The organism is Acinetobacter sp. YH12226 (assembly GCF_013417805.1).
Taxonomy (GTDB): domain Bacteria; phylum Pseudomonadota; class Gammaproteobacteria; order Pseudomonadales; family Moraxellaceae; genus Acinetobacter.
This window is the reverse complement of sequence record NZ_VPDG01000003.1, coordinates 76,091-89,413: the sequence shown is the minus strand read 5'-3', so window position 1 is coordinate 89,413 and position 13,323 is coordinate 76,091. Positions and strand designations below refer to the sequence as shown.

Sequence of the window (13,323 nt, the reverse complement as noted above, 5' to 3'; positions counted from 1 at the left end):
CCTCCTAGTTAAACCATGATTCGCGCGCTTTCATAATGAGTTGACCTGCTTTCTCAGCACCCAAACCTTCAATATCTTCGATATCGTCAGTCGCCTGATCTGCTAAATCATCCACTGTTACCACACCACGAGCTGCTAGCGCTTGCGCGATCTCTACTGTCATGCCTTCCATTGCAACAAGTTCTTCACTTGGCGCTTGTATGTTCTCTTGCTGTTGTAATGCATCAGCAAGTGCAATTTCTTTCGCACGGCTTTGCAGTAGTTCAACCAGTTCCGCATCTAGTTCGATTTCATCAAACGTTTCTGCAGGGACATAAGCAATTTCTTCAAGCGAGGTGAAGCCCATTTCTACCAATGCCATCGCCAAATCTTCCGCGATATCCAGACGGGTAACAAACATGTCTAAATATTGTTGCGCTTCGTTTTGTTGACGGGCGTAGTATTCCTCTTCCAGCATCATGTCCAGCTTGTAGCCAGTCAATTCAGATGCCAGACGAACGTTCTGACCTTGTGAACCAATCGCACGTGCCAACTGATCGCTGGTTGCGAAAATGATGTCTGCAGTACGTGCATCTTCATCAATGACAATACTCGATACATCTGCTGGTTCCAATGCACTTGCGATATATTGCGCAGGATCATCCGACCAAACTACCACATCAATACGCTCGCCATTGAGCTCTTGCTGTACAGCCTGAATACGAGTACCACGCATACCAATACAAGCACCCACCGGGTCAATACGGTGGTCATTAGTTTTCACTGCAATTTTAGCACGAACACCTGGTTGGCGAGCCGCCGCTTTAATTTCAATGATTTCTTCAGAAATCTCAGGGATTTCTTTCTTCATCAATGCAATCAGCATATCCGGTTTAGCACGTGACAGTTGTAACTGCGCCCCACGACCTTCACGGTTGACATTGAATAGAATCGCATTCACGCGTTGCTTCGGACGAAGGATTTCTTTCGGAATCATTTCTTCACGAGCAAGATATGCTTCAGCATTGTCACCTAGGTCAATGATAAAGCCGTCTTTGGTTTGTTTTTTCACTTCACCGTAGATCAGCTCGCCGACTTTCGATTCGTAAGCATCGGCTACAAGTGCACGTTCTGCTTCACGGATCTTCTGTACGATCACTTGCTTGGCAATTTGCGCTGCAATACGACCGAAGTCAATCGATTCCACTTCAAGCTCACGAATGTCGCCAATCGACCATTTTGCCGGATCGACATCAGAGATGGCATCCTGACAAGCTGGCATTTCATGGTCTTCGTCTGCAACCACTTCCCACTGACGGAAAGTACGATAGTCACCTGTTTTACGATCGATTTCCACACGTAAACGTGCTTCTTCCGAATGTGTTCCTTCGTAGAATTTTTTCTTTGTCGCAGCAACTAAAGCTTGCTCAAGCGCTTCAAAGATCGCTTCACGAGGTACACCTTTTTCGTTACTAACCGTTTCAACGACGGTCAGAATTTCACGTGCCATACGTCACCTATTCGTTAAATTTTTATTTATTAAATTAATCTTGGAAGACCAAATTTGCTTTATCGATATTGTGACTGTCGATCTCCAATACCTGTTGCTTTTCTACTTCAACCTGAATCATTTCATTTTCAAGATCGACAGCAACCAGTTTGGCCTGGAATTTACGACGGTTATCTACCGCACTGATCAAACGTAGTGCTACGGTATGACCGATATAGCCTGACATCTGCTCGAGCTGGAAGAATGGACGGTCCCAGCCTGGCGAAGATACTTCAAGTGAATATTCACCCGAGATCGGATCATGAACATCCAGCATTGCGCCCACTTGCTGCGTGACACGCACACAATCCTGAACGCCAATACCACGCCCCTGCTCTTCTTCACCATCTTCATTGATTGCTGGTGCAACGCTCTCATCGACTGGCTTGTCGATGTAGATACGTAATAACGAACATTTACCCTGTGGCAGGAATTCAATCCCCCAAAGGTTTACATTACAGGCTTCAACTGCTGGTGCAATCAAGTCCTGAAGTGCTTGAGTTTTATTTGATAGCTTCATTTACTCTCGTCATCTGGTGCGATTTTATGATCTATTTGACCACTACAAACCAATACAAACTATAGTAGTAGTGAAACATGGAGATTTGACCAAATAATGTCGACACTACACGATAGCCAATAAAAAAGGGCGTAAATCGCCCCAATTAATGCACAATTTAAGATTTTTTCAAATCCCACTGTGCAAAAAGGCCCACCTTGTTGTGAGCCTCTTTTTAGAAACTTGGTAGCGGGAGCTGGATTTGAACCAACGACCTTCGGGTTATGAGCCCGACGAGCTACCAGACTGCTCCATCCCGCATCAACGTGCAAAAATTATATACAAAAGATGAGAACTTTTCAATCAAAACCACATCATTCTGCATATTTGTCATCTGTCACTGAAAAATTGGTAGTGGGAGCCGGATGTAAACCAACAACCTTCGCCAGTTTATAGAGGGTTGAGCCCGACAGGCCATCAACTAGATCTATAAATAACACTTACCAAACCATTTAAAATGGTAGCGGGAGCTGGATTTGAACCAACGACCTTCGGGTTATGAGCCCGACGAGCTACCAGACTGCTCCATCCCGCATCAGCGTACAAATAACATTTCAGTTTAAAAGACTTAAACTGCTTTTAAAGTTTGCATCTTTAAAAGATTGGTAGCGGGAGCTGGATTTGAACCAACGACCTTCGGGTTATGAGCCCGACGAGCTACCAGACTGCTCCATCCCGCAACAACATGCAAATTAAATTTCTCAGCTTAATACTGGTTTAAGCTGCCTCTTGAAAGTTTGCGTCTTCTAAAAGGATTGATTGGTAGCGGGAGCTGGATTTGAACCAACGACCTTCGGGTTATGAGCCCGACGAGCTACCAGACTGCTCCATCCCGCATCAACAGAAGTTTTTTCAGCTGCATACACCAACTTAAATTTCTGGATTATAAGTTGGTGCGGAAGGGGGGACTTGAACCCCCACGCCCGAAAGCACTACCACCTCAAGGTAGCGTGTCTACCAATTCCACCACCACCGCAGCTGTGACGCATTCTAGTCGTATCACTGAAAAAAAGAAAGGATTAATTAAAACTATTCGGTCGTTTCTGGTGCAGTTGGTGAAGTTTCATTCGATTGTACAGGTGTGGTCGGCGCAGACTGAACCGATCCCAAACTATAGGCATTCGAGGTTTGTTGCTTGGCTAAAATCGCCAAAGTCAGACTGGTTACGAAAAACAGTGCAGTAAAAATTGCAGTCAAACGGGTCATGAAATTACCCGAACCCGATGCTCCAAATACTGTCGCTGCACCACCACCGCCGAAAGAGGCACCAGCATCTGCACCTTTACCATGCTGAACCAAAATCAAGACAATCATCAAAACAGCTAAGATAATATGTACTACCAGCACAAAAGTTTGCATGCTGAACTCCTAATTATTGTGTATTTGCAAATGCATGAGCAATTTTATGGAACGACTCAGCATTGAGTGATGCACCACCGACCAATGCCCCATTGATATCTGGGCAGGCTGCTAACTCTACTGCATTTTCCGGCTTGACACTACCACCATATAGAATCGCCATACTCTCGCCATAGCCCGTAATCTGGCTTAAACCTTGACGGATTTGTGCATGCATGGCCTGTGCATCTTCAGGAGAAGCTGTTTTACCGGTTCCAATTGCCCAGATCGGTTCATAAGCAATCACGATATTTTTCCATTGCTCTGATTCAACCACAGCAGCGATATCACAAATTTGTTGCAATACTACAGTTTCTGCCTGCCCTGCTTCACGTTGTTCCAGGCTTTCACCGACACAATAAATTACCGTCAAACCAGCACTTAAAGCATTTTTGATTTTAGCATTTAAAATATCAGTATTTTCCGCAAATATTTCACGGCGCTCAGAATGACCTACCAGTACATACTGGATTTGGCTGTCTGCGAGTAATTCAGCACTGACTTCACCGGTATAGGCACCCGTTCCTGAAATACGTGAAACATCTTGTGCTACAGTATAAATCGGACGAACCGCAGATGACAGCTCTGCCTGAATCTGACTTAAGGCAATGGCAATCGGTGCCACACCTAAATAACATTGATCTTCGGCAATTGGCGCAGTTTCCAGCAAATTCTTAATACCACGCACCAAGCTCAATGCCTCTGCCTGCACCGGATTCATTTTCCAGTTACCTATCACCCAAGGGGTAATCGTCGAAACCGACATAATTAACCTATTTCATTTACATATTTTGAATTGGGCACATTCTACACGGAATTGGAAAATTAAAAGAATAGTTTTCTTATCACTCATTCTCGGTTTAGACTATCCAAAATGGTTATTTTTTGTTATCACTTAAAAAAATGTGGACTTCTTCTAACCAGTTCATGCTTTTACTGGAGATGAGGAAGCTAGCAGCACTCTTGGCTATGGTATTTTTACGTAACAAACGTATAATTTTAGTATAGCAATTAAAAGAATTTGATGAGTAGGCATTTATAGCATGACAGCATTACAGGGGTCGCCAAGATTTACCGGATTTATTCGTCGTTTGGTCGAGGAAGGCCTCATCTCGGCTGAAGATATGCGCAGTGCGTTGGCGCATGCCAAACAAGAAAAAGTCGATATTGTGGCTGAGTTAATTAACCAGCAGCAGCTTTCTCCGACCATCATTGCTGAAACGATTTCAGTTGAATTTGGCGAACCGCTGTTTGATATCAGTGCCTATGATCCTGCCCAAATTTTGCGGGATGCGATTGATGAAAAGCTGATTACCAAGTATCGCATCCTGCCGATTTTTAAAAATTCCAGTATTTTATATGTTGCGACCAGCAACCCGACCAATATCGAAGCGATCGATGCAGTCCGTTTTTCGACTAAACTCAATATTGAAACCATTATTGTTGAACACAATAAACTTGAAAAACTGATCGAGCAGAATTTTACTGAAGAAAGCACGTTTGAGTTTGATGAAGAATTTGATCTGGATGTTGATGTCGAATCTGCTGATCCGAATAAAGAAGAGGATGACAGTAACAAGGGTGAAGAAGCACCGATTGTCAAATATATTAATAAATTGCTGATTGATGCGATCCGTATGGGCGCTTCAGATCTACACTTTGAACCTTATGAAAAAATCTATCGGGTACGTTACCGGGTCGATGGTGTTCTACGTCAGATTGCAACCCCGCCCTTACAGCTGGCAAACCGCTTGTCTTCACGTCTTAAGGTTATGTCGCAAATGGACATTTCAGAAAAACGGGTACCGCAAGATGGTCGAATCAAACTAAAATTATCCAAAAACAAAGCCATTGACTTCCGTGTCAACTCTCTCCCTACCCTGTTTGGCGAGAAGCTGGTACTGCGTATTCTGGATCCATCCAGCGCGATGCTGGGGATTGATGCCCTAGGTTATGAACCAGAACAAAAAGAGTTGTTTATGCAGGCACTGGACAAACCGCAAGGGATGCTGCTGATCACCGGCCCGACCGGTTCCGGTAAAACCGTTTCACTGTATACTGGTCTGAATATACTCAATCGTGAAGATACTAATATCTCAACGGCGGAAGATCCGGTCGAGATTAACTTGCAAGGCATTAATCAGGTCAACGTCAATAATAAGGTCGGACTGACCTTCTCTGCCGCCCTAAAGTCCTTCTTACGTCAAGACCCGGATATCGTGATGGTCGGTGAGATCCGGGATCTGGAAACTGCCGAGATTGCGATTAAAGCGGCGCAGACTGGTCATATGGTGATGTCGACGCTGCATACCAATAGTGCGCCTGAGACTTTGACCCGTTTACGCAATATGGGGGTGCCTTCTTTCAATATTGCCACTTCAGTCAACCTGGTCATTGCACAACGGTTGGCGCGTCGTTTGTGTTCACAATGTAAAAAACCTGCCGATATTCCGAAACAAAGCTTACTGGAGATGGGTTTTACCGAAACCGACTTGCAGCAACCTGAGTTCCAAATTTATGAACCGGTGGGCTGCAATGAATGTCGCGAAGGATATAAGGGTCGTGTGGGTATTTATGAAGTTATGAAAGTAACACCCGAAATTTCCAGAATTATTATGGAGGACGGCAATGCACTTGAAATTGCCGATGCTTCCGCACGCGCAGGTTTTAACAATTTACGCCGATCAGGTTTAATCAAGGTGATGCAGGGGGTGACTTCTTTACAGGAAGTCAATCGTGTCACCAGCGAATGATCAGGCGCTGATCTAAAATAAGGATAAAGGTATGGCAGCAGTAAAGAAAGGCCAGATGATGCCGATCTTCAGCTATGAAGGAATTGATCGTAAAGGGGCAAAGATCAAGGGGGAATTGCCAGCAAAAAATATGGCTCTGGCCAAGGTCACCCTTCGGAAACAAGGCATCAGCATCAAGACCATTCGGGAAAAGAAAAAAAATATCCTTGAAGGCTTGATGAAGAAAAAAGTCTCAACACTGGATATTACAATTTTTACCCGACAGTTGGCGACCATGATGAAAGCCGGGGTACCACTGGTACAAGGCTTTGAGATTGTCGCAGAAGGTCTGGAAAATCCATCCATGCGTGAAGTTGTACTGGGAATTAAAGGTGAAGTCGAGGGGGGTAACACTTTCGCTGGAGCACTGCGTAAATATCCACAGTATTTTGATAATTTATTTTGCTCTTTAGTTGAATCAGGCGAGCAGTCGGGTGCTCTTGAAACTATGCTCGATCGTGTAGCAATTTATAAAGAAAAAAGCGAACTGCTCAAGCAAAAAATCAAAAAAGCTATGAAATACCCTATATCAGTCATAGTGGTAGCTATTGCTGTTACTATCATCTTAATGGTTAAGGTTGTTCCTGTATTCCAAGAACTATTTCAAGGCTTTGGTGCTGATCTTCCCGCCTTTACACAACTGGTTGTCAACATGTCTAACTGGTTCCAGCAATACTGGTTCCTATTAATTATTGGTATCGGGATAGCGATTACAGCATTTTTAGAAGCCAAAAAACGCAGTAAAAAATTCCGTGATTTTCTGGATAAAGCAGCGCTCAAGGCACCGATTTTCGGGGATCTGGTGTATAAGGCGATTATTGCACGTTATAGCCGTACCCTCGCCACGACTTTCGCAGCCGGTGTACCCTTGATTGATGCGCTGGAATCCACTGCCGGCGCTACCAATAACGTCGTGTATGAAGATGCCGTGATGAAAATCCGTGAAGATGTCGCGACCGGTCAACAACTTCAGTTTGCCATGCGGGTCACCAACAAGTTTCCATCTATGGCGGTACAAATGGTTGCGATTGGTGAAGAGTCAGGTGCATTAGATGCCATGCTGGATAAAGTTGCTACACATTATGAAAATGAAGTTGATAATGCAGTAGACGGCTTAACCTCGATGATGGAGCCATTAATCATGGCTGTTCTTGGTGTACTCGTTGGTGGTCTGGTGATTGCCATGTATCTTCCAATCTTCCAAATGGGTTCAGTCGTTGGCTAATCAGCAGGTTAAATATCTTGTTTAGTAATATTATTTCTTATTTTATTCAGAACCCAACGGCGTTGTATATCGCAGTTGGGCTTTTTAGTTTATGTATCGGCAGCTTTCTGAATGTGGTGATCTACCGCACTCCCAAGATGATGGAACAGGAATGGCGTACCGATTGCCAGATGTTTTTGCATCCGGAACAGCCGGTGATTGATGAAGCGAAATTAAGTTTAAGCAAACCCGCTTCGACTTGCCCTAAATGTCATCAGCCAATCCGCTGGTACCAGAATATTCCAGTTATCAGCTGGCTAATCTTGCGTGGCAAGTGTGTGAACTGTCAGAATCCTATCAGCATCCGTTATCCTTTGGTTGAAATTCTGACGGCAGTTTGTGCACTACTTGTCGTAGCAGTATTTGGCCCGACAATGCAAATGCTGTTTGGACTGATCCTGACTTATGTGCTGATTGCCCTAACCTTTATTGATTTTGATACCCAGTTATTACCGGACCGTTATACCCTGCCCCTGGCTGCACTAGGTCTGGGCGTCAATAGTTATGCACTCTATACCTCCCCAAGCTCTGCCATCTGGGGCTACATCATTGGCTTTTTATGTTTATGGATAGTGTATTACCTGTTTAAAATCATCACCGGTAAAGAAGGTATGGGCTATGGCGATTTTAAACTGCTTGCGGCTTTGGGCGCCTGGATGGGTCCATTATTATTGCCTTTAATTGTGCTGCTGTCTTCCCTGGTAGGTGCGATTATTGGCATCATTCTGCTAAAAGTTCGCAAGGAAAATCAGCCTTTTGCTTTTGGTCCTTATATTGCGATTGCCGGCTGGATTGCTTTTCTTTGGGGTGAACAAATTATGAAAGTGTATTTAGGTCAATAAATTGAAATTTGTACTCGGTTTAACTGGTGGGATTGGCAGTGGCAAGTCTGCTGCCAGTCACTGGTTTGAAGCAAAAGGGATCACGGTAGTCGATGCCGATGTGGTAGCACGTGAAGTGGTCGAACTTGGGCAGCCTGCACTTACCCAGATTCAGCAGGCTTTTGGCGATTGGGTACTGCTTGCCGATGGCTCACTGAATCGGCGTGCCTTGCGTGAATATATCTTCCAATCTCCTGAAGCACGCAAGACCCTGGAAAGTATTACCCATCCGGCAATTCGCACTTCCATTATCCAGCAACTACATGCTGCGCAAAGTCCCTATGCCATTCTGGTTTCACCACTTTTATTTGAAACCAATCAGCACGAACTCACCCAGCATACCTTACTGATTGACGCCACCATCGAACTGCAAATTGAGCGGGCCTCACAACGTGACGGCCAGAATATCGAACAAATTCGCAATATCATTGCTGCCCAAATGTCCCGCGAACAAAAGCAGACCATGGCCGATGATATTGTCCTAAATGATGGTCATCTGGATCATCTCTATGCCCATCTCAGACTATTACATCAAAAATATTTAAACATGGCAGCCAGCTGAAGCATAAAAAAAACAGTCTGATTAAGACTGTTTTTTTTGTTCTGCTAATTTTCGGCTTAGACTGTCCTGATGCTGTAACCAGCGCCAAGGCTGTAAGGCCCCAACTGCCATACCCATCAGGCCACACACCATGGCCAGACTTAAAGTTTCATTTAATAAAGGTACAGCCAGAATTGCCGCAATAAAAGGTGCAAGATTGGTAATACTGCCTGCCTTAAATGCACCAAGACGCTTGATGGCTTCTACATAACTTAAAGTAGCAATAATCACCACAAATATGCCGTGAAAAATGGTCTGAAACAGTAAATGCTCGGGTTCAGGCACACTCAGGTTTTTCGGTAAAAATAGCAGATAAATCGGCACATAAACCACTGCCGACCAGATCGCGACACCACACATTGCCTGCCATGCAGTTAGCTGATATTTACGCAATAAAACGGTAAAAATCGCCCAAAGTATAGCACTAATAAAAAACAGCCCGTCTCCTGCTCCAAAGGCCACACCAGTTTCCCTATACATCAGCATACTCATGAGACACAGTACTACGATCATAATGATCAGACTGGCCCAGGTATGTTTATCAAAAGCCTGTCCCATCAGAAAAAAAGCCATAATCGCGGTACAAATCGGAATACAGCCATTCAAGAAAATTGCGGCATGGGCAGTAGGTGCGTAGTGAAACGCGCTATAGGCAAACAGGCAATAAATCACTCCGCCAATCATCGCCAGAATAAAAGGCTCTTTTTTCAGTAAAAAAGCGGCCTCTTTACGATAGAGCAAGATCGGCATCAGAATCAGGAAGGCCAGAGAAAAACGCAAGGCCACAATATCCCAGGCACTGATCTGCCAAAGTGCATTCAGGCGGGCCGTTAAGGTAAAACCGCCCCAGATGCACATGGTAACAACTAAAAAAACATAGCCTTGGGTACGGTCTGACAATGCCATCATCAATTAAAGGTTACGCTGACGGCAGGCTTCATACAGTGCCATACCTGTAGCCACACTGACATTCAGACTTTGCAGATTACCTGCCATCGGGATATACACGGTCTGATCACATTGGCTTTGCGTAATTGGACGCAGACCAGTATCTTCCGCACCCATCACCACACAGACACCAGTACCGGTGAAATCAAACTCCTGAATCGGCAGCGCTTTTTCATCCAGCATGGTACCGACGACTCGCACATTAAAGTCTTCTTTGATTTGACCCAAAGTACGCGCCAGATTAGTCACCTGAATAAATTTGACTTTGTCCGCACCACCAGCAGCCACTTTACGTGCTGTCGGGGTTAAAGTTGCAGAACGATCACGTGGCGCAATCACTGCCTCAACGCCCATTGCAGCGGCTGTACGGATACAGGCACCGAGATTATGCGGATCAGTAATATGATCCAGAGCCAATAACAATGCTTGAGGATTCGCACTCAACAATGATTCAAGATCTTTTTCATTCAGGGTTGGATGAGCACGTACCGCAGCGACCACGCCTTGGTGAAACGGTTGCCCGGCCAGTTTCTCCAGTTTGTCACGGCTGGCTTGCTGCACACTGATCCCAAACGGTTCAGCCAGTTCCAGTACACGCTTTAAACGCTGATCATCGCGTCCTTTGAGAGTGAATAATGTCAAGACACGTTCAGGCTCAAGCTCTAACAATGACTCCACTGAATGTACGCCATAAAAATATTCAGGTTTTGCCATGAACGACCTCTAGATTAGTTATATACAAAAGAAAAATCCCGTAAAGCTGACTTCACAGGATTTCTATAGCTGATTAGTTTAACCGATTCGCACTGAAATTTCTTGCCCGGTTTGCACTGATCTTGAATCTGGACTTAACCTTCAAAATGGCAGACATAATCCAGCACATCATCGGTTTCAATTTTAAAACGGCTATTGCCCGGCACATAGAAAGACTGACCGGCACGGAACAGCTCACTTTCTTCGCTATCGCCAATCTGAACACGGCATTCACCTGAAACAATTTCCATACGCTCAGGAACATGTGTTTCAAAGGTCAAAGCATTTTCTGATGGCAGAATGACACCCAACGTTTTCTTGGTCCCGTCTTCAAATTGTACAATGTGACTAATACACAACCCGCCGAAATATACATTAGATTTTTTAAGTACCGATACATGATCAAACTGAGCTGACATGCGATTTCTCCAGATAAAGCATTTTGTAATATTTTGATTGCTGTAGTTTAAATGTGCACCCTCAACTAATCAATCGAAGTTTATCGACGCCGATGAAATATTCTGTATCGTCTAAACCTCTGCTATTTGAAGCATATTTTGGCCTGTATTTTGCTGACATATAAGCTTAAGTTTCAATTTGCACGTGCTCTTATGAAACAGGCTCAATTAAGTCATTAATTTAAAGATTGGGGATGTCAAAAATATGAAAATCAGCAGTGAATTAACATACTTCTGAGTCAGCTTCTTGCGAAAATACAGTGAAATAAGCATATATGAATCGTTAAAATTTAAGATAGAATGAAATTGATTCGTCCTGATTTATAATAATCACAGCCATGTTGCGACCCCAATCCGACATCAGGCTATTTCAATCAAACTTTTCGCAGCCCGGATGCGTTTATGCTGACACATTTAACTCTGATCAATTTTGCTTTAGCTGAACATCTAGCTATTGATATTGATAAAGGTTTTAACGTTTTAACCGGTGAAACCGGTGCAGGTAAATCCCTCTTACTGGATGCATTGTCTGCTTGTTTGGGTGAGCGAACCGATACCAATTATGTGCGTTATGGCTCAGAAAAAGCCGATGTCACTGCCAGTTTTAGCTATCAGGAACACAGTCCTGAAGCCGCTTGGTTAAAAGAACATGAACTGGATGATGAGTCAGGTGAAATTCATTTACGCCGGGTGATTTTTGCCACTGGCCGCAGCAAGGCCTGGATCAATGGACGTCCGAGCAGCCTGTCTGAACTGAAAGAAATTGGGCGTTTACTAGTACAGCTCTATAGCCAGCATAGCCAGCAGCAACTTCTGGAACCGCCTTATCCGAAGCACTGGCTGGATCGTTATTATCATTTTTATGCGCCGGCCCAAGCAGTACGTGATGCCTACAGCACTTGGCAAAAAAATATCCGCCAGCATCAGGCAGCTTTAGAAGCACAAGCGACACGCAAGCAGCGTCTGGAAACCCTTGAGCTGCAACTCGAAGAACTGGAAGAAATTGTTCAGACGGATTATCCTGAAATTGAGCAGGAATTTGATCGGCTCTCGCATCATGAAGCCATTATGCAGGACTGTGTCTATAGCCTGAATGTGCTGGATGAAGCTGAACAGAATATCACTCAGGAACTGGCATCAATTATGCGTCGGGTGGAGTCACATGCCGGACGCAGTGAGCAGCTCTCCGGGATTTATACTTCCCTGCTGAATGCACAAAGCGAACTTGAAGATGCCGCAGCGAATTTACGCCAGTTCATGGATCGGCAAAGTTTTGATCCGGAACGCATGGAAGTACTAAATTCAACTTTGGAAATCTTCCATCGTCTGGCACGTAAATATCGTACCCAGCCAGAATTACTGAAAGAAGAATATGAAGCTTGGCAAAGCGAATTGGAACAGTTACATCAACTGGAAGATCCGGAAACACTGGCTGAGCAGGTAGCAGTGTCTTATCAGGAATTTCTGGATAAAGCCCAACATCTGGATCAGATTCGCCGTGAAGCCGCAGCACCGTTAGCCAAGCAGCTCACTGAGCAGGTGAAACAGCTTGCACTGCCTGAAGCGCATTTTGAGTTTAAGTTTGAGCCTTTGGAACAGCCATCTAGCGAAGGCCTGAGCTTTATCCAGCTACTTTTCACGGCCAATAAAGGCATTCCGGCACAGCCTTTGGCCCGGGTTGCATCAGGCGGTGAACTCTCGCGTATTGCGCTAGTGATGCAAGTCATGAATGCGGAAAAAACCGAAGCCGAAGTATTGGTCTTTGATGAAATTGATGTCGGGATTAGTGGTGGTACCGCAGAGATTGTCGGGCGTTTACTGGCCGATCTGGCCCAGCATGTACAGATTCTGTGTATTACCCATCAGGCACAAGTGGCAGCACAATCTGATCAGCATCTACTGGTAAAAAAACAGCAGACTGATCCTGCCAGCAGCACAATCATTGACCTTGAGGAAAATGAAATTATTCAGGAGCTTGCAAGAATGACAGGCGGTGTAGAGATTAGTGAAACCACCTTGCAACATGCCCGCCAGTTACGTCAGCTGAAATTTCAGCAGGCTTGAGCTACTTGTAAAGCGACACATAAAAAATCCCTGCATTTAGGTCAGAGATTTTTTATGTGTTAAAAATCATTCGAACT

12 protein-coding genes and 5 tRNA genes are annotated in these 13,323 nt (G+C 44.5%); 5 read left to right on the top strand and 12 right to left on the bottom strand.

The features are described from left to right. Positions 1 to 4: 4 nt before the first annotated feature. From nusA to tpiA, 9 genes are all read right to left on the bottom strand, one after another. A complete protein-coding gene (gene nusA, locus FTV08_RS04840) occupies positions 5 to 1,489 on the bottom strand; it encodes a transcription termination factor NusA (protein WP_004281105.1) in 1,485 nt (494 codons plus the stop codon). Between the two features lie 34 nt (positions 1,490 to 1,523). Then, positions 1,524 to 2,048 (bottom strand): ribosome maturation factor RimP, encoded by a 525-nt coding sequence (gene rimP, locus FTV08_RS04835; RefSeq protein ID WP_004281103.1) that lies wholly within the window; start codon positions 2,046 to 2,048, stop codon positions 1,524 to 1,526. Between the two features lie 223 nt (positions 2,049 to 2,271). Further along, a tRNA-Met gene (locus FTV08_RS04830) sits at positions 2,272 to 2,348 on the bottom strand. A gap of 197 nt (positions 2,349 to 2,545) precedes the next feature. Next, a tRNA-Met gene (locus FTV08_RS04825) sits at positions 2,546 to 2,622 on the bottom strand. A 68-nt stretch (positions 2,623 to 2,690) separates the two neighbouring features. Beyond that, positions 2,691 to 2,767, bottom strand: a tRNA-Met gene (locus tag FTV08_RS04820). An 80-nt stretch (positions 2,768 to 2,847) separates the two neighbouring features. After that, positions 2,848 to 2,924 (bottom strand) — tRNA-Met (locus FTV08_RS04815). A gap of 54 nt (positions 2,925 to 2,978) precedes the next feature. After that, a tRNA-Leu gene (locus tag FTV08_RS04810) sits at positions 2,979 to 3,063 on the bottom strand. Between the two features lie 53 nt (positions 3,064 to 3,116). Then, a complete protein-coding gene (gene secG, locus FTV08_RS04805; protein WP_004281101.1) occupies positions 3,117 to 3,446 on the bottom strand; it encodes a preprotein translocase subunit SecG in 330 nt (109 codons plus the stop codon). Positions 3,447 to 3,459: 13 nt separating this feature from the next. After that, complete coding sequence (gene tpiA, locus FTV08_RS04800; protein ID WP_086044368.1) at positions 3,460 to 4,251, bottom strand: triose-phosphate isomerase; 792 nt, start codon at positions 4,249 to 4,251, stop codon at positions 3,460 to 3,462. A 277-nt stretch (positions 4,252 to 4,528) separates the two neighbouring features. Between tpiA and pilB the strand changes: the two genes are divergently transcribed. The 4 genes from pilB to coaE are packed head-to-tail and all read left to right on the top strand — an operon-like array spanning position 4,529 to position 8,984. Then, positions 4,529 to 6,238, top strand: coding sequence for a type IV-A pilus assembly ATPase PilB (gene pilB, locus FTV08_RS04795; protein WP_180086793.1), 1,710 nt, complete (start codon positions 4,529 to 4,531; stop codon positions 6,236 to 6,238). Positions 6,239 to 6,269: 31 nt separating this feature from the next. Continuing rightward, positions 6,270 to 7,502 carry a type II secretion system F family protein gene (locus tag FTV08_RS04790; RefSeq protein ID WP_180086792.1) on the top strand — a complete coding sequence of 411 codons (1,233 nt, stop codon included), beginning with the start codon at positions 6,270 to 6,272 and terminating at the stop codon, positions 7,500 to 7,502. A gap of 17 nt (positions 7,503 to 7,519) precedes the next feature. Then, positions 7,520 to 8,383 (top strand): A24 family peptidase, encoded by an 864-nt coding sequence (locus FTV08_RS04785; protein WP_180086791.1) that lies wholly within the window; start codon positions 7,520 to 7,522, stop codon positions 8,381 to 8,383. A gap of 1 nt (position 8,384) precedes the next feature. Next, positions 8,385 to 8,984 carry a dephospho-CoA kinase gene (gene coaE / locus FTV08_RS04780; RefSeq protein ID WP_180086790.1) on the top strand — a complete coding sequence of 200 codons (600 nt, stop codon included), beginning with the start codon at positions 8,385 to 8,387 and terminating at the stop codon, positions 8,982 to 8,984. 21 nt (positions 8,985 to 9,005) lie between these two features. On the opposite strand, the gene FTV08_RS04775 is transcribed toward coaE, so the two are convergent. The 3 genes from FTV08_RS04775 to FTV08_RS04765 all read right to left on the bottom strand — a co-directional run bounded on the left by FTV08_RS04775 (position 9,006) and on the right by FTV08_RS04765 (position 11,143). Further along, on the bottom strand, positions 9,006 to 9,929 hold the full coding sequence (locus tag FTV08_RS04775; RefSeq protein ID WP_005108480.1) for a DMT family transporter: 924 nt from the start codon (positions 9,927 to 9,929) through the stop codon (positions 9,006 to 9,008). Between the two features lie 6 nt (positions 9,930 to 9,935). Next, positions 9,936 to 10,685 carry a 23S rRNA (guanosine(2251)-2'-O)-methyltransferase RlmB gene (gene rlmB, locus FTV08_RS04770; RefSeq protein ID WP_180086789.1) on the bottom strand — a complete coding sequence of 250 codons (750 nt, stop codon included), beginning with the start codon at positions 10,683 to 10,685 and terminating at the stop codon, positions 9,936 to 9,938. A 134-nt stretch (positions 10,686 to 10,819) separates the two neighbouring features. After that, the gene (locus tag FTV08_RS04765) at positions 10,820 to 11,143 is read right to left on the bottom strand and encodes a pyrimidine/purine nucleoside phosphorylase (protein ID WP_004281089.1); all 324 of its coding nucleotides are present in this window, start codon (positions 11,141 to 11,143) and stop codon (positions 10,820 to 10,822) included. A gap of 441 nt (positions 11,144 to 11,584) precedes the next feature. Here FTV08_RS04765 and recN point away from each other — a divergent pair, with 441 nt between their 5' ends. After that, the gene (gene recN, locus FTV08_RS04760) at positions 11,585 to 13,246 is read left to right on the top strand and encodes a DNA repair protein RecN (RefSeq protein WP_180086788.1); all 1,662 of its coding nucleotides are present in this window, start codon (positions 11,585 to 11,587) and stop codon (positions 13,244 to 13,246) included. The last annotated feature ends 77 nt before the right edge of the window (positions 13,247 to 13,323 follow it).